The sequence below is a fragment of the Fervidobacterium islandicum genome (assembly GCF_000767275.3).
Classification (GTDB): domain Bacteria; phylum Thermotogota; class Thermotogae; order Thermotogales; family Fervidobacteriaceae; genus Fervidobacterium; species Fervidobacterium islandicum.
Genome location: NZ_CP014334.2, coordinates 1435990 through 1459691, shown reverse-complemented (window position 1 = coordinate 1459691; position 23702 = coordinate 1435990). Strand labels below are relative to the sequence as shown.

At 41.7% G+C, this 23702-nt stretch carries 20 protein-coding genes and 1 pseudogene; 9 read left to right on the top strand and 12 right to left on the bottom strand.

Annotated elements, in window-relative coordinates; genetic code table 11:
- Positions 1–6: 6 nt before the first annotated feature.
- The 9 genes from NA23_RS06970 to NA23_RS06930 form a co-directional block, all read right to left on the bottom strand.
- On the bottom strand, positions 7–468 hold the full coding sequence (locus NA23_RS06970) for an ATP-binding protein (protein ID WP_033191987.1): 462 nt from the start codon (positions 466–468) through the stop codon (positions 7–9).
- A complete protein-coding gene (locus NA23_RS06965) occupies positions 440–1213 on the bottom strand; it encodes a DUF4940 domain-containing protein (protein WP_033191986.1) in 774 nt (257 codons plus the stop codon). Before NA23_RS06965 ends, NA23_RS06970 begins: the two co-directional genes overlap by 29 nt.
- The gene (locus tag NA23_RS06960; RefSeq protein ID WP_052107287.1) at positions 1210–1836 is read right to left on the bottom strand and encodes an epoxyqueuosine reductase QueH; all 627 of its coding nucleotides are present in this window, start codon (positions 1834–1836) and stop codon (positions 1210–1212) included. The genes NA23_RS06965 and NA23_RS06960 overlap by 4 nt, the downstream gene beginning before the upstream one ends.
- Positions 1837–1862: 26 nt before the next feature.
- Positions 1863–2312 (bottom strand): D-aminoacyl-tRNA deacylase, encoded by a 450-nt coding sequence (gene dtd / locus NA23_RS06955; RefSeq protein ID WP_033191985.1) that lies wholly within the window; start codon positions 2310–2312, stop codon positions 1863–1865.
- Position 2313: 1 nt separating this feature from the next.
- Positions 2314–4488: a RelA/SpoT family protein gene (locus NA23_RS06950; RefSeq protein WP_052107286.1), complete on the bottom strand. Its 2175-nt coding sequence runs from the start codon at positions 4486–4488 to the stop codon at positions 2314–2316.
- Positions 4489–4565: 77 nt separating this feature from the next.
- On the bottom strand, positions 4566–5411 hold the full coding sequence (xerA, locus tag NA23_RS06945) for a site-specific tyrosine recombinase/integron integrase (RefSeq protein ID WP_033191984.1): 846 nt from the start codon (positions 5409–5411) through the stop codon (positions 4566–4568).
- Between the two features lie 58 nt (positions 5412–5469).
- Positions 5470–6198, bottom strand: a complete 729-nt coding sequence (gene rnc / locus NA23_RS06940) for a ribonuclease III (RefSeq protein WP_084384124.1) — start codon at positions 6196–6198, stop codon at positions 5470–5472.
- A complete protein-coding gene (locus tag NA23_RS06935; protein ID WP_033191983.1) occupies positions 6081–7148 on the bottom strand; it encodes an adenine nucleotide alpha hydrolase family protein in 1068 nt (355 codons plus the stop codon). The genes rnc and NA23_RS06935 overlap by 118 nt, the downstream gene beginning before the upstream one ends.
- A gap of 185 nt (positions 7149–7333) precedes the next feature.
- On the bottom strand, positions 7334–8533 hold the full coding sequence (locus NA23_RS06930) for an IS110 family RNA-guided transposase (protein WP_236938321.1): 1200 nt from the start codon (positions 8531–8533) through the stop codon (positions 7334–7336).
- A gap of 212 nt (positions 8534–8745) precedes the next feature.
- On the opposite strand from NA23_RS06930, the gene NA23_RS06925 reads away from it, so the two are divergent.
- The 9 genes and pseudogenes from NA23_RS06925 (at position 8746) to NA23_RS06890 (ending at position 20976) form a co-directional block, all read left to right on the top strand.
- Complete coding sequence (locus NA23_RS06925; RefSeq protein ID WP_033191982.1) at positions 8746–10413, top strand: formate--tetrahydrofolate ligase; 1668 nt, start codon at positions 8746–8748, stop codon at positions 10411–10413.
- Between the two features lie 106 nt (positions 10414–10519).
- Positions 10520–10642, top strand: a complete 123-nt coding sequence (locus NA23_RS10635) for a hypothetical protein (protein WP_275060685.1) — start codon at positions 10520–10522, stop codon at positions 10640–10642.
- A complete protein-coding gene (locus tag NA23_RS06920) occupies positions 10639–11922 on the top strand; it encodes a Glu/Leu/Phe/Val family dehydrogenase (protein WP_052107200.1) in 1284 nt (427 codons plus the stop codon). Before NA23_RS10635 ends, NA23_RS06920 begins: the two co-directional genes overlap by 4 nt.
- Positions 11923–12070: 148 nt before the next feature.
- Positions 12071–13795 (top strand): ABC transporter ATP-binding protein, encoded by a 1725-nt coding sequence (locus tag NA23_RS06915; RefSeq protein WP_033191981.1) that lies wholly within the window; start codon positions 12071–12073, stop codon positions 13793–13795.
- A gap of 111 nt (positions 13796–13906) precedes the next feature.
- Positions 13907–14842: a hypothetical protein gene (locus tag NA23_RS06910; RefSeq protein ID WP_033191980.1), complete on the top strand. Its 936-nt coding sequence runs from the start codon at positions 13907–13909 to the stop codon at positions 14840–14842.
- 38 nt (positions 14843–14880) lie between these two features.
- Positions 14881–15367 (top strand): annotated as a pseudogene (locus NA23_RS06905) (GGDEF domain-containing protein).
- Positions 15368–15402: 35 nt separating this feature from the next.
- Complete coding sequence (locus NA23_RS06900; protein WP_052107197.1) at positions 15403–17508, top strand: S8 family peptidase; 2106 nt, start codon at positions 15403–15405, stop codon at positions 17506–17508.
- Between the two features lie 35 nt (positions 17509–17543).
- Positions 17544–19115, top strand: coding sequence for a hypothetical protein (locus tag NA23_RS06895; protein ID WP_090221970.1), 1572 nt, complete (start codon positions 17544–17546; stop codon positions 19113–19115).
- Between the two features lie 145 nt (positions 19116–19260).
- A complete protein-coding gene (locus tag NA23_RS06890; RefSeq protein ID WP_033191978.1) occupies positions 19261–20976 on the top strand; it encodes a methyl-accepting chemotaxis protein in 1716 nt (571 codons plus the stop codon).
- A gap of 67 nt (positions 20977–21043) precedes the next feature.
- On the opposite strand, the gene NA23_RS06885 is transcribed toward NA23_RS06890, so the two are convergent.
- Genes NA23_RS06885 through NA23_RS06875 form a run of 3 tightly spaced genes read right to left on the bottom strand, consistent with a single transcriptional unit; the run spans position 21044 to position 23684 of the window.
- On the bottom strand, positions 21044–22693 hold the full coding sequence (locus NA23_RS06885) for a hypothetical protein (RefSeq protein WP_033191977.1): 1650 nt from the start codon (positions 22691–22693) through the stop codon (positions 21044–21046).
- A gap of 32 nt (positions 22694–22725) precedes the next feature.
- Positions 22726–23271: a hypothetical protein gene (locus NA23_RS06880; protein ID WP_033191976.1), complete on the bottom strand. Its 546-nt coding sequence runs from the start codon at positions 23269–23271 to the stop codon at positions 22726–22728.
- Between the two features lie 29 nt (positions 23272–23300).
- A complete protein-coding gene (locus tag NA23_RS06875; protein WP_033191975.1) occupies positions 23301–23684 on the bottom strand; it encodes a type II secretion system protein in 384 nt (127 codons plus the stop codon).
- Between the last annotated feature and the right edge of the window lie 18 nt (positions 23685–23702).

The window sequence follows — 23702 nt, the reverse complement described above, 5'->3', positions numbered from 1 at the left end:
AAAGAATCAGTATTCTCTCAAAGTTTCGTTATTTGATGTTCCATCCTCCGGTTTTTTCGGAGGAATCAGGAAGGAACGCTTAAGATACAGCAGATTCCCCTCGCTTACGTCGCGGAACTCCATTACATCAAAAATGCGCTGGATGATGTAAACCCCAAGTCCACCGGGTCTAATGTCGTCCAAGTTCCGAGGTTTGATTTTCGCAGGGTCTACTTTTGGGCCAAAATCGCGAAGTAATACTTCGAGTGTATTGGGCTCTACCCAGTTCATAGTCATAACAATGTAGTTTGGTTCGCCTTTGTACGTATGCTGAATTATATTAGCAATGGCCTCATTTACGGCCAATTCTGTATCAAATATGTCCTTATCGAATACGCCCCTGAATGTTAGGAACGTGTGTATCACAACTCTTGCCAATTTTATGTTTTCGGTGAGTGCTCTAAATGATATCGTAACTGTCTGGTTCAAAATCTCCTCCTCCCCTCGACTTGGCGACGATTATGCCAAGCGCAACCGTTTCAAGTCTTGAAAATGGGTCAAAGTACGTCTCAGTTCTGAACTCATTCAGCTTTCTTATTATACCAGAAAAATACTTTTCCTCAAAATCTCCAACAAGTACGTACTTCACCAAATCAGTCCACTTCCCGAGGTCAATGTTGTCGGTTTCCAGTGCTAGCCTCGGCAACTCGTTATAAGCTCCTCTTGCAAACCATCGAGCTATTAAAAGCGCTTGTCTCAAACCTTCTTCAGGTCTTTGAACTACACTTGAAAGACAGTATCCGGGCTTTTGCCTTACTTTTACATTGCTCGGTAGTAGATGAATATCGACGTGGTTGTACGATACAACACCGAAGGTTATATTAGATAAAGAGTACCTTGCGAATTCCTTTTCTTCGACGGTGTTGTACTTTACGACCAATATCCTGAACTGTTTCAATTCAGTGCGAAAATGCTTAGCAAGTTCTCTTATTTCCTCAGGATAAGTGAAGTGCTTTAAAATAGAGTTGCGGATGTATTCGTTGAGCAACGTATTAAATACCTCTTTATCGTCATTTATTTCGATAAGAACAGTAAAGTCGCCGATACTTACGGGCACAAATGCGTGCTTTTCACCGCCTGAATCATATTCCACCCTGACCTTCGATGCAAATGCGATGGAAGCGTACTTTCTTTTTTCTTCTTCAACTTCTTCTAAATTGTAGTATATCTTCATACCTCAACCTCACTTTTCGTAACTTTCCAAGCGGTTTCTCCGTCGGAGTGCCTGATTGAGTAGATGCAGCCGCAGTAGTTTTGCCTGTAAATCCCAAGTTTTCGTACAAGCTTTTGTGCATCGTTGTAGAGCGGACTTTTTCGATATACGTTTGGTAGAAATTCAATACCGTGTTGTTTTTCTAACTCCTTTCCGATTCTGTTAATCATCTCCACGGATTTTTTCGGTGATGATGTAAGTGTTGTTGAAACGCTCTTGTAACCGTGCTGTTTTGCGTACTCCATTGTTTTCTCAAGTCTCATCCTTATACAGATTTCGCACCTTGGACTGCCTTCGGGTTCTTTTTCCAATCCTTTTGTGAGTTTGAAAAATCGTTCAGGGTCGTACGGAACTTGGATAACATTCATCTGAAATAAAGAGGCGACTTTGAACACTTCGTTGTACCGCTTTTCGTATTCGCTTTTTGGATGGATGTTCGGATTGTAAAAGAAAATATCACCACGGGCACCTGACAAATATGAAATAACCAAATCAGGTGCGCAGCACACGTGGAGTAAATGGCAACCTTTTACATCATTTTGAACGATAAATTCACTCTCTGTTTCAATTGCTCTTTCAGTCATAGGTTCACTATCCTCACCAAATATACTCAAAATACCTTCTTTGAGTCGAGTAACAACGTGACTGGTCCGTCGTTTTGTATTTCAACAAGCATGTGGGCAGCGAAAATACCGGTTTCCACATGGACACCATAGCTTTTCACCAGTTCTATGAATTTTTCATAAAGGGCTTTTGCCAGATCGGGAGATGCACTATCGGAATACGAAGGTCTTCGACCCCTTCGGCAGTCACCGTAAAGTGTGAACTGTGATATAATCAAAGCTTCCCCTTTCACATCGAGCAGAGAGAGGTTCATCTTCCCATTTTCATCATCGAAGATCCTTAGATTGACGATTTTTTCAGCTAAGTACTTCGCATCCTCCTCAGTGTCGTCTTTCCCAACTCCGAGCAAAACGGTAACACCGGTCGAAATCTTCCCGACGATTTCGTTTTCCACAGTAACACTTGCCTTTGATACTCTTTGAACAACCGCACGCATCTTATCCGCGAACCACCTTTCTAACTCCCGGGGATGATTTGAAGTATTCCATTATATCCTCCAGTTCCTCAAGAGATTTAACTGTAACACTGAGCGATATAATCACAAAATCGTCTTCTACGGATTCGAATTTGAAATTTCTGACTTCAATTTTCTTTTCCATTGTTTTCGAAAGTAACTCTGGAACACGTTCCTTCTTATCGAGTTCCAGCTTCACCAAAACGCCGAACTGAGCGGTTATATCCGAGCGCCAAATGGCTGGGAACTTCCTATCCGGTCCAAGGGAAGCAACGTTCGGACAATTCGATCTATGGATCACAATTCCCCTCTTACTGGAAACTCCGACGATCTTATCCCCCGGAATCGGGTTGCAACATTTTGCAAACAGAGTTTCAAGTGTTGCAAGGCCATCCACTATGACAAGAGAGCCTGTACTCTTTTTCTTTGCCTTTGCTACCTTCTTTTTCGGAGGTTCTTTGAAACCGACTATCAAGAGCAGTTCTTCCTGTGTTATCGTTTTGTCTCCGAGTCGAATTATGAACTCTTCTTCATCGATTTGGTGAGCACTTATGTATTTCTTAATCTCCGGCTTATTCAGCAGGTCCTCGATAGAGATGTTCATCTTCTTCGCGACTCTGCGAAGAACGTCTTTTCCTCTCTCAATGAGTTGCTCTCTTTCCTTTTCTTTGAAGAACCTTTTGATCTTTGCCTTTGTTCTAGGGCTTTTCGCATACCGGAGCCAATCGAGGCTCGGGCCCGGCGAAGATTTGTTGACTATAATTTCTACCACATCTCCGTTGTTTAACTGATAGTCAATGGGCACGATTTTCCCATTCACCTTGGCGCCCGCATAGTGGTGGCCTACTTCTGTGTGTATGGCGTAGGCGAAGTCTATAGGAGTAGCACCGTAAGGCAAGTGGATGATTTCCCCTTTGGGAGTTAAAACGAACACTTCTGACATCTGTAATTCCTTTTTCAAATCTTCTATACTCGCATAGCCTTGGGCGAGTTCCTTACGCCATTCCGCAAGCCTTAAGATCCACTTTTGTTTTATATCTACAATCGCTTCTCCGCTTTTGTAAGCCCAGTGTGCGATAAGACCGTATTCAGCCTCTTCGTGCATCTGCTTGTCACGGATTTGGATTTCCAAAGGTTCGCCAAATTGGGTGATAACCGTCGTATGAATTGATCTATAGCCATTTGATTTCGGCGCAGCGATGTAGTCCTTGAACCTTCCTGGTAATGGCACCCAAAGGTTATGGACCACGCCAACGGCGGTGTAGCACGTTGTGACATCGGGGACAATCGCTCGCAAACCCATGAGGTCGTACAGTTCGTTGAAATCTTTACCTTTTTGAATCATCTTTTTCCATATGCTGTAGTAATGTTTATACCTTCCTTCAACTATTGCATCTATGTTGTGCTCTTGGAACGATGTCTGGAGTTGTTGGATGTATTTCTTTAACCTTTCTTCTCGTTCGACCTTCTTTTGAGAGACGAGTTGCTTTATCTTCTGGTATTCATCGTAGTGCAGCACTTTAAAGCTCAAATCCTCCAACTCGGACTTAATGACATTTATACCAAGTTTGTGTGCTATGGGAGCGTAGACTTCCAGCGTTTCCATTGCCTTATATCTTTTCTTTTCCTCATCTTCCACAAAATCGATTGTGCGCATATTGTGGAGCCTATCAGCGAGTTTAACAAATATCACCCTTATGTCCTCTGCCATGGCAAATAGCATCTTTTGAATGGTCTCAAGCTTTTTCTTCTGCTCAACATTCCCAACAGGTGCGTTTATCCTGCTGACCTTTGTGACACCGTCTACTATCTTGGCGATGTCTGCCCCGAATGCCTTTTCTATCATCTCGTAAGTCACTCGGCCTTCGCTATCTTCAATTGCATCGTGCAACAACGCAGCCACTATGCTATCTATATCGAGTTTCAAAGAAGCGATTATCTTTGCGACTTCTATAGGATGGGTTATAAAAGGTTCTCCAGACTTTCTGTACAGTCCGCGATAAGCAACTTCCGCCATGTCGAAAGCGTGCAAAACCACATCTTTCTCCTCGTCTCCAAGTTGCCTTCCAAGGAGTGATTCTATCTCAGATATGAAATTTTCCCTGTCGTATTCACGAATAGCTCCTGTAACATTAACCCTTGTTGTGTTGGCTCTCATGTTCTCAACGTTCTGCGTCTGAACTTGACTTTTCCTGTTTTCTTGTGTTTCCAAACAGATACCCTCTTTCTTCTTTCTTAAATAACTAATTTTTTCACCGCATCGAACTTTTCTTTGTCAGCAACGTGCAGATATATGCTTGTAGTACTCAAATTTGCGTGTCCCAGCAATTCCTGGACAATCTTGACGTTTACGTTGTTCATAACTAAGTGTGTTGCAAAGGTATGTCTCAACGTGTGCGGATGGATACGCTTTGTTATTCCAGCACGCAACGCTGCTCTCTTGACAATTCTAAAGACCGTCGAAGGGTGTAACGGTTGACCTTTATTTTCGAAGAAATAGATCTTCGGCTTGTACTTTTCTACATATCTTTCCAACAATGGGACGACATTTTCGCTTATAGGAACCAACCTGTCTTTGTTCCCCTTACCCATTATAACTTTGACGTACGGTGGGTAGAACGAAACATCCTCGACACGCAAATTGCAAAGCTCACTGACTCGAAGCCCACAGAAATACAAAAGTGAAACTATGGCTTTATACTTAAGCTTTCGTTCTTCATCGTAAACAGAAAGTAAAGCTTTAACTTCCTCGAGTGTCAAAAAGCTCGGTATCTTCTTCCTCAGCCTTGGATGTCTAACCCGTTCCATTGGATTTTCTTCAACGACGCCTATCAGTTCGAGGTAATCGAAAAACGTTCTAAGCGAAGAGATATACCGCGAGACCGTCGACTCAGTTACCGTTTCCCCAGTTATATCACCCTTTGAGAGTGCTTTTACGAATTTTTCAACATCTGTACGTTCAACTTCCTTTGGGGACTTTCCAAGGTATTCGAAGAACCTTTTAATATCCTTCATATAAGCCTTTACTGTATTTTCTGAACTTCGTCTCACATGTCTTAGGTAATCTTCAAAAGTTTTCAGTAAAGCTCCAATGTCGATAGGAATCCCCCCAAGAGATTTTACCAGCCTTTTTCAATACTTAATCACCATTCTTCTTGTCTTCTTGATTAGAAGTCAGTATTTCATAGGCCTTTTTTGCTGCATCCTTTTCCGCATCCTTCTTTGATGCACCTGTGCCCGTTGAAACCCTTTGACCTTGCAGATACAGATCGACTACGAATCTTCCATTTTCATCCTGTTTAACAGTTCTGTACTCAGGTAACTCTCTGTACTTTTCCTGTGTAATCTCTTGCAGAGCGGTCTTATAATCAAAAATCCTTTGCCCTGTCAGAAAGACTTCAATGGCTTTTTCAAACTTTCCACCGAAAATCTCCTTTACTTTTGCCAATCCAGCATCAAGATAGATAGCTGCACAGACCGCTTCAAAAGTGTCAGCTACTATACTACTCCTTGTTCGACCGCCAGTTTTCTCTTCGCCTTTGCCAAGGAAGATGTACTTACCGAGTTCATACTGGCTGGCTATCTCGGTAAGAACTTCTTCGCTGGCAACGGCTCCCTTAGTCTTTGCCATTTCTCCCTCTGTTGCTTCTGGGTATTTGTTATATAGTATATCACAGACGACCAATTCTACTACAGCATCTCCTAGAAATTCCAACCTTTCGTTGTTCTTTATATTCCTCCCGAGTTGGTTCACTTCGTAGGCGTAACTGGAATGGCAGAGGGCATTGAACAAGAGCATTTGATCTTTGAAATGATATCCGAGTTTTTCTTGAAGTTCTCCCAGTATTCTTCTTTCTCGTTCTCGTATGTCGTCCATTCACGCACCTCCACAACGTGAAAAGTTCTGAGTTTGTTGTTTTTCGTTTCGTGCCATTCAACCTTGATTGGTACGGCAAATTCCGGCTTTAGTTTGCCTTCAGCTATCCAGTATCTTGATTCCTCAACTCTGTAAATCGACGGATTTGCAACAGCTACCAAAACCAAAGGCCTGTCAGCGACAACCACTTCGTCAATTACTTCAATTTTTCTCAACTCTTCAGCTAAATCATAAACCTCCTTTCTGAAAGGTTTGACGTTGATGACCGCGATGTTCTTAGATAGCGGACCGATTATCTTAACATTCGCAATCTCATTTCCTTGAGGGAAGTACTTCAAGACCAACTCATTTGCAACAACTGTTGCCTGTCCGTGATAAGAGGGATTTGTCATGGGTTTCAGTAAGTGCTTGAGTTTGCAGCCTTCCCTAGTAGCGTGTTCTCCGATTCTTCGGATACCTACACCGTAGTCGTCAAGAATCGCTTTTATTTCATCCTTGGTCAAATCACCAAGAGGTGCGTACATTCCGTTGAATACTCTTAAGCCTGTTTTTCCCCAAGTGTCTGATAAATTTGAGCCGGTCACAACTATACGACCATTTGCGTATTTCAAAACGGTTCCCATCTTGATCGTTTTCGTGCACATGTTACAGGATGGCCCTGTCTTCCAGATTTTCTCTTGTCCGAAATTTTCAACGAATGTAAGCTTGAAACCGTGGTTTTTTGCAAAATCAGAAACTATTTTCAAGGCGTTAGAATACGTATATGGGCCGTAGACTACATGAACAAGTTCAACGTGCTCTTTTCCAAGTGCCTCGGCACACAGCAATGCTGCAGCTGTACTGTCCATACCTCCAGAGAACGCTACAACAAAATCCATGCCATACTGATTTGCAACCTCTCTTATCTCATTTATGATTTCTTCCTTAGATTTCACTGGCATCGATTTTTGCACCTCTTTTGCTTTCTTGCTTTTTTTTTAATATTCTACCATATTTGAGAGCAAAATTGAATAGCACGAAGCTTTTGTGAAAACATAGTTTGAAGTGGCATAATAAAAATGTTTTAATGTAACTTTCTATGCTTTCAAGAAGCAAAAAGCCGTGGTAAACTTAGAATGGGAGTCAACTATGCAAAATTAAATTTTTGTTTTGAGTGTGAGATAGCATAATCAATATTGAACTTCTCTTTCTTTCTCAACATTGCGTACAACGTTCGCAATAACTTGTGTACTACTGACATTATCGCTTTTTTGTACGGTATACCTTGCTGCCTTTTTCGTTCATAGTATGTTCGGAAATATTCGTTGTGAATCACTACACTCACTGCCATTAGCCATAGTATTCGTCTTAGGTGGGCATTGCCCCTTTTCGATATGTGTCCTTCTACTTTGCTTTTGCCTGATTGGGCAATGCTTGGATCGAGTCCACAATACGCAATGAGTTTTTTGTATGTACTAAATCTTGAGATATCTCCAACTTCTGCCAAGAAATGCATCGCGCTGTTTTCACCAATACCTGGTATTGACGTGAGTATCTCGATATCAAGGTTTATCGCACTACATTCGCAATATTCTTTCATCATCTTGTCGTATTCTTCAAGCTGTTGCTGTAAAAATTGTAGTTCTTTGATATTTTGCACAAGAATCTTTTCTTTCATCGGCCAATATTGAGCAATCGAGTTATTAGCGAGTTCTTTAAGTTTTTGAGCATTAAGTTTTGTACTTCTGCCACGGTCTTTGGAAAAGAACACATCCAGATTACGAGCCTTTTGAATAGCCTTGGCAGAAGGGAAATGAGAAAGAAGATTGAGGATAGTGTCACTGTAGATATTGGTAACTCTTTCGAGTTCAGGGAAAAGAACGTTGAGCAGTTTTTCGATATTGTCTTTAACTTTTGCGATGCGGTGGATAATGTTTTCGCGTGCTCTGACAATATCACGAAGCTCAGAGTTGACAAAAGCAGAAGAAGGAATTTGATGTTGTAGGTAAAACAAAGCAGTAGCGATAATGCGAGCATCGATTTTGTCGGTTTTGGTCTTTCGAAGAGAAGCAAAGTTTTTAACAGTTAGAGGATTAAAAACAGCGCAAGCAAAGTCGTTGGAAGAAAGGAAAGCCAGAAGGTTGAGATGATAACAGCCAGTAGATTCCATAGCGATGATGATGGATTGTTTTGGGAAGGCAGAGAGTTTGTTTGCGAAGGAGGAAAAGCCTTGCTGGGACATATCGAAAGAAGATTCGAAGATGATGGAACTGGGATTAGAGATAGCGCAGACGTTGAACTTATCCTTGGAAACATCGATGCCGACGAAAACAGGGAAGTTATCCATGAAAAATCCTCCTTTCGAATGATGAGGGCAGGGAGCCTGCTGAACCAATCCTCCATGCTGACGAGGGCTGAAAGCCCAACCAACTAATCATGGTTAAAGGCAGGCAACAGACTCCTTAAATGGCTTAAAAGCCAAGGTGACATAAGTTGTCCTGCCCTCAATTTTTTTAAGCTAAATTATTTATACCATATTTTTATGTAGGAGGTGACAGTATGTTGTCTGACATCGAAATCGCAAAGAGTGCCAAACTGAAGGATATAAGGGAGATTGCGGCGTTGATTGGAGTTCCAGAAGAGAAATTGAAGCTGTACGGCAATTACATTGCGAAAGTGGACCACAAATATTTGAAGGAGCTTGAGTCTCAAGGAAGGAAAAATGGAAAGTTGATACTTGTTACCGCGATTACACCAACACCGGCTGGTGAAGGGAAGACGACAACGAGCATAGGCTTGTCGATGGCATTGAATAAAATCGGAAAAAAATCAATAGTGACACTTCGAGAACCTTCCCTGGGTCCTGTTTTTGGTGTGAAAGGCGGTGCCGCAGGTGGGGGATATTCGCAAGTCTTACCGATGGAGGATATAAACCTTCATTTTACTGGAGATATACACGCAGTTACGGCTGCGCACAACCTAATATCTGCGATGATAGACTCGCACGTAAACCATGGCAACGAACTAGGGATAGATATCCGAAAAATCTATTGGAAGCGCGCAATGGATATGAATGATAGAGCTCTCAGGCAAATTGTTGTGGGGCTTGGTGGAAGTGCAAATGGTTACCCAAGGGAAGATGGATTTTTGATTACCGCTGCTTCCGAGATTATGGCAACTTTGTGCCTTGCTTCAGATATTGCGGATTTGAAAAGAAGGATAGGCGAGATAGTTGTTGCACAGAGTGAAAATAAAGGTCTCATAAGGGTGAAGGACCTTGGTGCACAGGGAGCAGTAACTGCTCTGTTGAAAGACGCGATTAACCCAAACCTTGTGCAAACAATTGAAAACACTCCGGCGTTTGTTCACGGTGGACCATTCGCAAATATTGCACACGGAACCAACACACTTATTGCAACAAAATTGGCGCTTAAATTGGCAGATTACGTAGTGACTGAAGCGGGGTTTGCAGCCGATTTGGGTGCTGAGAAGTTCTTAGACTTCGTCGCTCCGACGGGTGGACTGTTTGTCGATGCGGTTGTCTTGGTTGCTTCCATAAGAGCTTTAAAATACCACGGAGGAGTTTCAAAAGAAGAGCTTTCTAAAGAAAACGTAGAAGCTGTAATAACAGGAATGGAGAATTTGAAGGTCCACGTTGAGAATTTGCAAAAATATGGTGTTCCTGTTGTCGTTGCGCTCAACAAATTTGAAAGCGATACAGCGCGAGAGATAGATGCAGTCGTGAATAACAGCCCAGTTCCATGTGTACTTAACGAAGCGTACGCAAAAGGTTCGCAAGGGGCTATTGAACTTGCAAAGACTGTAGTTGAAACGATCGAAAAAATACCAAGCAACTACAAACCACTTGTCCCTATGGAACTACCGGTTGAACAAAAGATAGAACTCATAGCGAAGGAAATATACCGTGCTGGTAAGGTCACATATACAGAAACTGCGAGAACAAAGTTGAACATGCTTAAAAAGAACGGATTTGGAAACTACCCTGTGATTGTGGCAAAGACTCAAAACAGCATTTCCGATGATCCAAAGAAGATAAATGCGCCAAAAGGGTACGAATTTACAGTTAGAGATTTCCAAATCAGCTCGGGTGCAGGTTTTGTTGTTGCGCTTGCTGGAGAAATTATGCTCATGCCCGGCCTTCCGAAAGTGCCTGCGGCAGTGAATATCGACATAGACGAGAATGGAGAGATTACAGGTTTGTTCTGAGAAACGATTGATGTATATGAACGCATAAGCAAAGATAAATAAACATCTAAGAGAAAAAAGAAGATTTTTAGCCTTCTTTCAATGTAAATGTGATACCCTTCACAAAATGAACGTTGATACTTTGGCCAAGCTAAAAGATAATAGACTTGGAAATGATAAATCTTTGCAGTCTACACGCTGGCACGTAGTTGCGCCAGCATCAAAAATCAGGGAGGTTGTGAAAAGATGAAGCTGAGCACGATGGGTAACCTTAAACCATTTGGACCACTCTATGAAAATGCGCAGAAGCAGTTCTTAAAAGCGGCAGATCTGATGGACCTTGACCCAAACATTGGGAACTTTTTGCTGTGGCCACAGAGAATTCTAGAAGTCCACTTCCCAGTAGTAATGGATGACGGAAGAGTAGAGATATTCGAAGGTTACAGAGTTCAGCACAACACAGCAAGAGGTCCAGCAAAAGGTGGTATCAGGTATCACCCCGATACGAACCTTGACGAAGTTGCATCACTTGCGTTCTGGATGACATGGAAATGTGCTGTTATGAACCTCCCATACGGTGGCGGAAAAGGTGGAGTTAGGGTAGATGTAACTCAGCTGTCGGAAAAGGAACTTGAAAGACTCAGCAGAAGGTTCTTCTCCGAAATTCAAGTATTGGTAGGACCTCAGAAAGACATCCCAGCTCCAGATGTAAACACGAATGCAAAGATAATGGCTTGGTACATGGACACCTACAGTATGAACGTTGGTTACACAGCCCTCGGTGTTGTTACCGGAAAACCACTCGACCTTGGTGGTTCGGAAGGTAGACCAGAGGCAACAGGACGTGGTGTTGCAATAACAGCTAATGAAGCATGCAAAGCGCTCGGTAAAGATATATCCAAGGCAACAGTGGCAATTCAGGGGTTTGGTAATGTCGGTTCTTACTCTGCGAAGATACTGAGTGAAGAATTCGGTGCAAAAATTGTTGCAGTCAGCGATGTAAGTGGCGGGCTTTACAACGAAAACGGGCTTGACATCAACGACCTCATCGCTTACCGCGATGCAAACAAGGGGCTCATCAAAGGTTATCCAAAAGCCAAACCGATCACAAACGAAGAACTACTCGAACTTGATGTGGACATCCTTGTTCCAGCAGCACTTGAAAATGCAATCACAGAAAAGAACGCAAGCAACATCAAAGCGAAGATCATCGTCGAAGGTGCAAACGGTCCAACAACCCCAGAGGCGGAAGAAATACTCATAAAGAAAGGTGTTCTCATAGTTCCAGACATCCTTGCAAACGCTGGTGGTGTTACGGTCTCCTACTTTGAATGGGTACAAGACCTCCAGACGTTCTTCTGGGACATCGATGATATTAGAAAGAAACTCACAAAGATGATGGTCAACGCCTTTGCAGAAGTCTACAAGACGAAAGAAAAATACAATACAGACATGAGAACGGCAGCATACATCGTTGCAATCAACAGAGTTGCAAATGCTGTCAAGGAAAGAGGATACTATCCAATGTAATAAATAAATTCGGTAAATTCTTGGAGCCCCTAAAATTGGGGCTCCATTTTTTATACTTTCGTGTTATAATATTGTTCGTAGAACAAACTTTTTAATTTTTAAATACAGTGCATTGAACAAAGAAACTTCTCAAATGGGAGTGAGCTGAGTGTTTAGAGAGTTCATCAGGAAGAGGTGGCATTTTTACGTTTTTGGTATCATCTCGTTGATCGTTATAGACCTACTACAGCTTTTTGTACCTAAGGTCATATCAAAAGCTATAAATTCGCTGCAAAGTATAAGAGACATTTCTGAAGTACGGTTTCTTGTGCTTACAATATTGGCACTAGCGTTTGGCATGCTTTTAGGCAGGTTTTGGTGGCGATATTTCATAATGGGGAGCGCACGATATTTCGACTACTACGCCAAAAAGAATCTTTTTGACAAAATACTAAGTTTGGATATGCACTTTTTTGATAAGCACCGCTCCGGAGATATTATGGCGTACTTTACAAACGATGTGAGTACGGTTGAAAGGATGCTTGGAATAGGGGTTGTCCAACTAACCGATGCACTTTTCATGAGCTCGATGACGGTATTTTTCATGGCGACATCCACAAACTGGAGGTTAACATTAACAGCCCTGATTCCACTTCCTGGGATAATCCTTGTTTCCCTCTTTTTTGGTAAACTAATATTCAAAAGGTCCCGCTACACGCAGGATGTTTACATGGACCTGAGTGGTTACACGGAAGAGACTATGGATGGAATAAGGGTGATAAAGAGCTTTTCAATACTGCCGAAAATAGAAGAACTTTTCGATAAAAAGGCCAAAGAACATTTCACAGCAACGATGTCGTTGATACGTATATGGGGTATCATGTGGCCACTTGTTCACTTCATAGGAACTCTTGCGTTCTTTCTTGCACTAACCGTCGGAGGTCCCATGGTGGTGAAGGGGACGGTCACACTCGGTGATTACGTTGCGTTCAATAGCTACATAGGGATGTTGGTCTGGCCCCTCACTGCGTACGGTATGGTCATGAACGTGATCCAGCAAGGAAGGGCTTCATTGCAAAGATTAAAGGAAATCAGCAACGCTGAGCCTGTGGTGATAGAGCCTGAGAAACCTGTTAAGATAGATAGGATAGACGATATAACGATCAACAACCTTTGGTTCAAATACCCTGGAACGGAAAGATATGTGCTAAAAGGTGTTAATTTCGAAGTGAAACGGGGACAGTTTGTAGGTATCGTTGGAACTGTCGGCAGTGGCAAATCAACGTTGGTCAAGGTTATCAGTAAGTTCTATCCAGTTGACAGAGGTAAAATCTTTATAAACGGAATCGATATAAATGACATACATTCGCAAGATATTCGAAGACTTATTTCGTACGTGCCACAAGAAACATTCCTATTTTCCGACACTGTGGCAAAAAACGTCGCCTTCGCTATGGAGGAATTCGATTTGGAAGAAGTAAAGCAATATGTAAAACTTTCTGCAGTTGATGAAGACATCGAGAAGTTCCCCGAAAAATACGACACAGTCGTTGGGCAGCGCGGTGTGATGCTCTCAGGTGGTCAAAAACAAAGATTAACAATTGCAAGGGCGCTTATGAAAAAAGCGGATGTCTACATCTTCGATGACTGTCTATCCGCTGTAGACCCGGAAACCGAAGAAGAAATCATCCAAACACTTAGGGATAAAATGAAGGGCTCAACGATGATAATAATAACACATAGACTAAAAGTGCTCCAAAATGCTGATGTCATCTATGTACTTGATCAAGGTGTTATACTTGAAAAAGGCACGCACTATGAACTCTTGCAAAACGACGGATTGTACGCGAGGATGTATAAAAAGCAACTGGTGATCGACGACAATCAAAATTGAGTAAAATTTTCAGAAGAAAAAAAGAATATGGCTCTTCGCAGCCTTTTTGTGATAAAATAAATGCCAAGGAGTTACTAAAGCCTTGGCATTTTTTTCTTAAGGAGTGATAAAATGGTTTGGTTTGTAGTTTTTCTGATTAGCATGGTAACTATCCTTACGATCTTTTTTGTATTACTGAAGCGCAGATTAAGTGACAAAATCGAAAGCGAAGCATTTCTAAACAAGCTTCTTGCGGGTTTCGGAATCGTATTGGATACAGAAAAACTCGGAATATCCATATGGATTGACAACGATTTGACGTACATTAATAGTATTTTGCTGGAACATTCGAATCTGTTGGGAATCGATATAAAGAGTAGAAAAGAACTTGATGAGTTGTTTGCTCATCCAGAGAAGCATCTTGTTATTTACGATGTTATAACTGAGATTAAAAAACGACGTGAAGCAAATGTGCAAGAATATTACGGCTCATGGAGAAAAGAGATTGGCCAAAAGTACATTGAAATAAAGTACATCAGAAGATTTTTAGACGGGAAACAGTACGTAGTTTTGACGACAAGGGATGTTTCTCACGAGCTCTCAAATTTGGAAACCACCATATTAGCCGAGCTGAACGAGATTTTTGAAGAGGAAATTTCAAAAGAGAGCATTAGCTTATATGAATTTGGTGACAGGATTAGGACTATACTTAATAAGCATGGTCTTGTCGATATCTTTGGAGTAGGATTGCTAAGGACCAACGGTGAGATTTACTTTCCATATTTTAAATACGCAGATGAAGATGATAGAAGCGGCCTTGTGATGTCACCTTCAGAAAAGACGATGTCGCGGTACATCATAGACAAAGGGCTTAAATTGCACATAAAAAGCGCTTTAAAACAGCAAGATTTGGGGGATGGATATAGGCTTAAGAAGATAAGAGGAGAAGACTTCACAATCTACGGCGTTCCAATAATCTTCAGAGGACAAACAAGAGGAGTGATCCTATTTGAAAAGCAAGGGACAGAACAATTTCGAACGCAACGCTTGCTGTATTCGATAAAGTAGCACACTTCATCTTTCTTGCCCTCAGGTTCATCGATATATTGGAGGAGCTGGAGGATGAAAAGAAAAAACTCTTGGAGGTATCAATAAAAGACTATCTAACCGGTGCATACAGCAGGCTATTTTTGGAACAGTTCCTAGAAAAAGAACTGAGTAAATGCAAAAGGACGAATTCGAAGACAGCCGTTGCCTTTTTGGATGTTAACGAATTCAAGAGAATAAATGATACTTATGGACACGTGTACGGAGATAAATGAGGTTATATACAAAAATATCAGAATAATGGACTTAGTTGCAAGATACGGCGGTGATGAATTTGTGATTGTTTTACCTGAAACAACGCCGGAGAATGCCGGTTTAGTTATGAAAAGAATAGTGGAAGCACTTGGTGAAAAGAATATATCAATTTCGTATGGGATGATAGAAATTTCTGAATTCGCAACAATTGAAGATATTTACAAAGAAGTCGACAGAAGAATGTATGAGATGAAAAAGAAGTCTAAGCAAGAAAATTCGGCTGAGGATTAGAAAAATAAACAAAGTAGGAAGGAGAAAAACATACGATGTTAGGCGATGAGAAAAGTGTGAGGTACGCTTTTTTAAATAGATTAGGCTTTTTTTCAACGAGCCTAATCTTTTCTTGTTTTACAGTCACTATTGCTGTCACGCTCACGATTTTCCTGCTCCTTAGTTCTTGCGCGCTTACAAAACAAGGATATGAACAACTCAAAGAAGGCCAATCCACCAAGCCCTCTGTCTGCATAGATGAGACCGGCAATGAGTACTATCCCAATCGTGTACTCATCGGGTACTCTGATGTAAGAAAGATAAGTCAAATCCTGAACCTTTTGAACGGAAGATTGTTGCTCCACATTCCTGAGATAAGTGTAATTTCTGTAGAAATCACCGAAGATGCGAAAAAGGCAATTCAACTGCTGGAAACGGAAGGAATCAAGAATAAATATGGAATACGCTACGCAGAGTACGTATACGTTAGAAAACTGGTACCATTTGAAATTGGACCTCTTCAAGAGGTAAACAGAGCGCTTGTTGCATCCAAGGTATCCTCATATTATTCCAACTACACAGGTGAATCACTCGATGTATATTTGTGGGGGCTCAGAGCGATTAAAGTGAAAGACGGTTGGAAAGCTGGATATAATGGTGATGGCGTTATCGTAGCCGTGCTTGACACCGGTGTCGATGGAACTCATCCTGACTTAGAAGGGCAGTTGGTTGAAGGATACAGGCCTTTGAATGATGAAATACTTCCAGCTGGCAGTGATTCATCGTTCGGCGGTGCGCACGGGACACATGTTGCAGGAACGATAGCAGCGAAGTTAGATGGTAAGGGAATCGTCGGCGTTGCGCCACGCGCAAAGATTATGCCTGTTGTTTTGTTTGACAACGGTGGATGGTACGTGGGAGATGATTACGCTGCAAAAGGCATCGTTTGGGCGGTCAACCATGGTGCGAAAGTGCTCAGCAATTCGTGGGGCGGTTCTGGTTATTCACAGACGCTGAAAGAGGCGTTCGATTACGCACTTGAAAGAGGTGTTGTCGTAGTTGCGGCAGCGGGAAACTCGAAATCGACACAATCTTATCAATATCCTGCGAACTATCCCGGTGTAATACAAGTCGGTGCTGTAGAATTCAACGGTGGGAATTACATAATAGCGGACTTTTCAAGTGGAAGCCCGATGATAAGTGTGTGTGCACCTGGAGTTTCGATTATTTCAACGATGCCACAAAAAGACTCTTATGGACACGAAGCGAAGCAAAGCTTCGTTATACCTGAAAACGGCGGCTATTACGGTTTCATGACCGGTACCTCGATGGCAACACCGCACGTGTCAGGTTTGGTGGCGTTGCTATTGCAAAAGTATCCAACCGCAAAACCTTGGCAAATAAGAAAAATGCTCGAGCAAAATGCTTTGGATATTGAAACTACTGGTTACGATGAAAAGGCAGGCTATGGACTCATTCAGGCTAATGCTGTCGAAGACGACTTACCTTCAAGTGGAGGATTGGACTATCAACTCACCGTTACAGATGCTTATAGCAGTTGGAGGGTGCCTTCCGTTAGTGTCTCACTTCTTGGAATTTCAAGTACTGGTCGCAATGTTCGGTACTTTGCAAAGACCAACACTGAAGGTATTGCGAAGTTTATCGGTATAGACTCCGGTAGGTACGATGTAATTGTCAGTGGTCCAGACACGAAAGTGAACTCAAACGGATTAACGAGGGTAGCTTTCAGAAAAGCAGAGGAACGAACGGTGATTTTCCAAGCGGCTTTGGTTGATAACCGTAACAATGCGGTAAGGTTTTCCTCATCTGCATCGTTGCGTCTTGTGAATCCACCACCGGCGGTTGTTAATTCGCAAATTGTTTTCGTTGATGTGACAAAGTTGCCCACGGAAACAGGATATGAGATAGCAATGAATTTAGAAGAAAATTTTGTTGACTTCTCAGAACTCAGCGGACGGTATCTGATTAAGCTGAGATTGCCTCAGAAAGCTGATACGGATATCTTACTTTCTGGAACGTTGACACTGAACGGGGTGGAAATCCCCGTGAATGGAAAAATAACCAAAAATTCCACGGAAACTTACTTGTCGGATGACAACGGTTCATATACCTGGTGGACGCTTTTTGGAAAAGCGGAATAAAGGGTTAAAAGGCAGATTTAGTGGAGAGTGGAAAAATGAGAAAGCTGAGACAACTATGGACAAACTATTCTTCTTATGTTTTACTAACAGTGGTTTTACCACTTTCGCTACTTTCTCTTAGTTCTTGTGTTTTCCTCAATGCTGGAAGGCCCAATGCAAATGATGTTCAGATATCTCTGTTCGTTTCGGAATACAACAGCGGTCCATCTGTTGAGGATGCTATTGTCGAGGTTATTAAAAACGGAAGTGTAATCGACAAGAAAAAGACAAATAGTGGATTAGCTCGGTTCGAAGTACCGCGATATTCCGGTCCTTATTTGATAAGAATTTCGAAAGATGGGTACGCAACCACTACGATAAAGGTTTTAAACATACATTCCCCACTTGTACTCAACACCACTTTGAGAAGACCGAAATTTCTGGTCGGAGAGCAAAACACGAACGAGATAGACATATCATTTGATATATACACTTCTGATAGAAAACTCTCCAAATTGCTTCCTGATGAGAATGGAGTTTATAGCATTTTCGGACTGCCAAAGTTATACATATCAGCGCAAAGCACAGTTTCAAGACTCCCCATAGCTTTTATGTACGCAAAACTTGGCAATCCGCCAGGTGCAGAATACCTTAGCTCACCGAGGTTGTTTGCTGAATCTGATGTTCTTGAAGGCTATTTGGAACTTACACCATTTTCGGGTAAGACGTACCTATTTATCGATGCATACGATGTGAACGACAACAGATACGAAATAGTGGTTCCTCTGAACATAATCAAATCGACGGATTTAAAGATTGTACCATACATCGTTGAAGCTCAACAACCTTCCGTGTACGCTTACCATCTAAACACCACCGTCAAGTACTATTCAACCGAGATTGGTGAATCGTACGATTCAAAAGAAAAACTTACGAATCTTTACGTGAAGCTCGTTTGGAAAAAATGGAGCGATAGTACTCAAAGAAGCCGGACGAATGAACCAGACGGATACGTTATTTACAAATCATACGACGGTCAAAAGTACGAAAGACTCTCCGTGGTTGGTTCAAAGCAGAATGCATATTACGACACATACAATAACTTACCTGATGTCAGGGTTTGGTATTCGATTAGTGCGAAATATGGTGATTTGGAAGGACCAAAGACGTTTCTTGGCAGTGTTGTCCCGCTTCCAATGGTTTACATTACCGACGTTTCACCGACGGACGGAGCCACAAACGTGTCTTTAACACCTACTTTCAGCTGGAAAATGGCCGGTGTGGACAAATACGTAGGCAAAGTCAAATACCTCTACGACATTTGGTTGTACGACCTTACTGTAAACAGCGGACAATTCCATTATCCACTAATAGAAGACACATACTTTGTAAGTGAGTCCTCACACGTTTCGATAGCTCTGTCAAGTTATTCATGGTATAAGCTTCCAGATGGAAAATTACAGAGTGGGAAACCTTACGAATGGGCACCGGAACTCATAGCAGCAATGTGGGAGGACAGAGAAAACAACTCGGTTTCACTCTCAGTTAACTGCGATTACAACTTCAAAGTTGCACCTATGGTAATCGCGCCTGAAAAATACTACCTATTCGTAACGGGTTCTGAGTAGGACTCTGGGTTGTTGACCTTTATAAAAAGGTTTCAAATGTGAAACTTAGTAAACGATTGTGGTTTACTCCTTTTCGTGGTATAATATTTTAATAGAGAGAGTTCTTCCTGATAATACGCTTATTTCACGAAAAGGGGTGATTTGTATGGAAGATGTGAGGTCCCGTGTGGTAAGTTCGCTCACAAAACTTATAATGATAGTTGTTTTCTTAATCGATTTCCCTGCTTTGATGTTCAGCTACTATGTTTTTACAGGCATCGGGAGTTACCCGATACTGAACATGGTGATAGGATATATGATTGCGGTTCTGATAACGCTTCCTGTAGTGCTGTTCCTGATTAGAAGCAACGCTTTAAAAGCACTGAACGGGAGCGGATTCAATGTTTCAATCTACACATCGGTGGTGCTGTTCGTGGCTAATATCGTAGCAGCCACTGTAGTTGGAATAGTGGCCAACAAATTGTCACCTCTACCTGAAGGCTCACTTATTTTGAGGCTCTCAGGCGCACTCGCAATTAATATGAACATAGTTGCGCTTGCGATTTTTATCTACTCAAAACTCAACATTGCAAAAAGTGTACCAGATAAAGTATTTGACAAGTTCATGATTCCAACCACGCTGAAAATAAGCGTAGGTGTTATGTCTGTCTCGCTTTGGATAGGTCCGGCTTTGCTAAAGTACGCTACTTTGAGGTTTCAGTTAGACCAGTCGGTACAAGGAAGGTTGGTCCTGATAAGTATTGTACTGAATTTTCTGATTGCAATAGTGACAATCGTACTTGTAAGCAGAGTATTGAAAAGCCTACCGATTTTGAGACATTCTTTTGAAAAAATCGCTGCGGGTGATCTGACGTTTAACGTTGAAATTTCATCTGTTGATGAGTTTTACCAAATCGGTTCTATGTTGAATTATGCAACAAAAAGCATAGCCAAATTGATCGAGGATTCAAAAACAACTTCGACTCTAACGAAGGAATCGTTAGAGGAATTCAGAAAGCTCTTTGCAAAGTACGAAGAAAATTCGCGGGTCTTTTTAAACAGCATAGAAAAGCAGCAGGAAGCTATTGAACGAATCACAAGCTCAGTGGAAGAAATAAATGCAACAATTGAAGAACTGTCCAGTCAAGCTGAAGGTCTGAGCAAGATTTCTATTAATGCCGCCTCTCTTGCAAAGATACTTGAAGAAAAGACCGAATACGGAAGTAGCGAGCTGGAAAGTGTCAGAAAATTGACAACTGGCTTTGTAAAGGAGTACGAAGAACTGAGAAATGGTATCCGTAACCTGGCCGATGCGACGAAGAATATTGGGAGTATAATAGAAACGGTTCGCCAGATAGCTGAGCAAACGAACTTACTCGCACTAAACGCTGCAATTGAAGCTGCAAGAGCTGGCGAAGCTGGAAGAGGTTTTGCTGTAGTTGCTGACGAGATTAGGAAACTGGCAGAGCAAACAAAAGCATCAACCGATACTATTACCTCTACCATATCTGCTGTGGACGAATATTCAAAAGTTTTGGAAAAGCAGATTGAAAGACTTTACAAAGAGGTTGAGCAGACCGAATCGGGATACAACAAAGTCTCTGAAAGTTTTGAAAGGATTGCAAAAGTGGTCAGAGACATCACCAATTTAATTGACAGCATCGCTGCTCACTCGGAAGAGCAAACAGCAAGTGCAGAAGAAATGAGGTCAGCTTCGACAGAAATCGTTCACAGTATGGAAGGAATTGAGGAAAGTGGACAAATGATACTTGAAAAAACGCGTGGGAGTATAAGTGAAATAGAACGTATCGGTGAGCAGATAAGCAAACTGAGAGCTGTTGTCGATAGATTAATTTCGGAAATAGGAAAGTTTAAAGTTTAGTGAACTGATAAAACTGAAACCCCCACGACAAGTTGTGGGGGTTTTTGATTCATAGAACCTATCTACCTCATTTAACTAATCCCAAGACCTTCAAAGCTACGGTCTGTGAGCGAGTTGGTGTTCCGTACGCCAGAAAAGCACCGGTGATTATCCTTGGGTCGTACACGTACGTTTTACGATAACCCGTCACTATATCCCCGGTAGATGGATTAAACGTTCCAACAGGCCCCCTGACGTTTTGCATTATGCTCCCAAAAACAAAAAGCTGACCTGCTGAGCTACCTTGGTTGTATCCATCTACTTGGAACGACCCATCAAAGGCAAAAAGGCTTGCGAATATCTTCATATTTTGCAGTTTTTCACCAACTCTTATGTTGTTTATCGCAACAAGATTCAAAGCAGAAGTTTCGTTGGAGTTGACAAAATTTTTGATTTGATCTATTTTTGACTGACTAACTAATTCACCGTTTTGTCCGTGTTCAGATGCTCCAAAATGGTCTCTGAACGTTTCGTAAGGTATTATGCGCTGTTTTAAGACAATATCTCCTTCAGAGAACAGAGTATACGCTCCTTTGTAAGTGGAAAGTTTGGTTTGCCCTTCCACGGTGATATTTCCAGTTGCGTAAATTATCCCATTAAAAAGCATGTTAATTGTTTCCTGAGGACCACCGCCACGTCTTGTGAGTCTTGCGTGCGGGGGTTCAGGATTCCATGTGATAATGTAGTCTGTATTTCCTTGAGAAATCATAACGTCGTAATTAGTTGCGCCTTGACCGTGGTTGAAGCTTACTTTTACATCCCCGGTGAATTTTATCCCACTCAGTACATTTGGATTGTTTTTTATCGTGTTGTAATCACGAACAAGGTCGTTGACCGTTCTTCGGTATTCATCCTTGATGGCAGAAAAATTAAGTGCATCAATATCTTGCTGAGTTAGTATGCGGTATGGTGGATTGCCGAGCAGGTTTGCGTGAGAACCGTAATTCGATTCTGGAACAACTTGCCCGTTCCTGTCCTTTATTCCCCTTACTTCTATTGTTGACCTAAACGTCGGTCTTCCACCAGCGTTGTTTATGTTTATAAAATCATGACTTCTCAGCGGTCCATCGATCAGTTCATCTTTTATGAAATATATCGTTGTACCATCGGGTCTTGTTTCTCTGTTTGTGAAGTATATGTACTGATTGAGTAATTTTGAAGTCACGATTCCGTATGCGTACGTTACCAGGTTCTTCTTCTCAACTTTCGAAACAAGCATAACGGTTAGAGGGAAAGTAGTTCTGAAGGCGTATATGGAAATGCTGTCTAGATTCCTCGATGATAGATAGTTTCTAAGCTCATCTCTCAATACATTATCCTCAGCAGATGCGCTTGTAGTTGTTATTGTGGCTATCGCAAACGAATTGTTACTCAGCACATTTGTCTGGAAGAAACCCTTCCACTCCGCGCCGAGCCTTGACAAAAATGTATTATACCATTGTGGAACTTGATTCTGGTACACGATGTTGAATCCCAATACCCCAGCCGAACGGGTTCGGATGTAACCGATACCCGTGTTGAGCACGTTGAGTGCATCAACATCAAGTTGCGAACTTATCTGTGTTCTCACGATATTCGTTCGGTAATTCGCGACGAGTTCGTACAGCGCCAAAAGTGTTATGCTTCCAACTAAAAGAAAAATGAGCACTAAAGCGGTTATAAAACCTTTTCTTTTCATGAGCAGCCCTCCCACGATTTTTCTCACACTTTTCACGATGCGCTACTTAGAGCTGTGAGCAGTGGAACTACAAATTCTCTCCTTTTCAACTTTTGACTTCGAGGGGTGAACTTTAACTCCAAATACTTCGGGTCGGTTATCACGCCATTATCTTGTCTTGTCTGAAGAGCGATCGTTATACTTTCTATTCTTTCCGAGCATGTGTAAATAGTTTTACCATCGAACTTAATAACAATCTTATTATCTTCAGGTCTCTTATCGAATTTCAACTCCATTTCTCTGGCGACAACGCCTGATCCAGACGGAGCGAAGAACGCTAAACTTATATATCTACCATTCGGATCAATTTCGTTTGGATTTGGGCTTTTATCGGTATTCAGCCAGTCATCATTCCAAACACTTTGAGTTAGCAGATTATCGATGAGCGATGTTATGGTTTGCACTTCCGAGTAAAAACTCGCGTATTCTTTTTGCTCATTTAAGACACTCAACGTGATATTAACTATCAACCCTAACATTCCAATTATGAAAGCCAAAACAACCATCGATGCAATTAGTCCAGAAAGAGTTATATCCATTTTAACACCCCGCTTTCGCAAAGATTTGATTAATATGGCTTGTACTGGTACACAATGAACGGTTGGAATTTACTTGGAGAGGTTTCTATAGTAAAAGTATATTTTGTAAAATATTGACCAACCGTTGTGGTTTGAACACCAGTAACTTTGGGATAAGAAAGCTGGCTTCCTTGATAAAACGCTTTATTTATGTTTTCTATGTTGACCTGCGCATTCTGTGTACCCAACATGTACACATACCTTGCGATAAAATTCTCCAACTCAATTACACGTTGCTGGTTTGATAACATCGAAATCGACTGAAGAACAACCGACAACCCACTTGCAATAACGGCAAAGACGATGCCGATAAGTAATAACGAAACAAGAGCTTCGGTTAAGGAAAAGCCTCTTTTTAAATACAAGTTATTCACCAAGTTCACCCCCTGGTC